Raw genomic sequence first — 248 nt, 5'->3', positions numbered from 1 at the left:
CAAGATAGTACTTTTCATTCTGGCCCGGAGTGACAACTCGTTTTTGCTGCCCGCGTAACTGCCAGTCAGCACCGATTTTCGGGTTGAGATGAATATCCACTTCATCTTCGTAAAACACGGGGTTTTCGTAAGCGTCGCATTCAGACCGTATTGACGTTCAGGCAGAGGGAAGCTCGACCTTCCATGGCAGCAGATCGCGGACCCGGTTCACCGGCCAGTCCTGTATATGACCGATGACGTAACGCAAC

The 248-nt window shown here is 52.0% G+C and carries 1 pseudogene; it reads right to left on the bottom strand.

The annotated features are described in order from the left end of the window. Positions 1-142, bottom strand: a pseudogene (locus F7Q90_RS26415) (IS630 family transposase); the annotation flags it as partial. Between the last annotated feature and the right edge of the window lie 106 nt (positions 143-248).

The organism is Pantoea stewartii subsp. stewartii (assembly GCF_008801695.1).
GTDB classification, from domain to species: domain Bacteria; phylum Pseudomonadota; class Gammaproteobacteria; order Enterobacterales; family Enterobacteriaceae; genus Pantoea; species Pantoea stewartii.
This window is presented reverse-complemented; position numbering and strand designations above follow the sequence as displayed.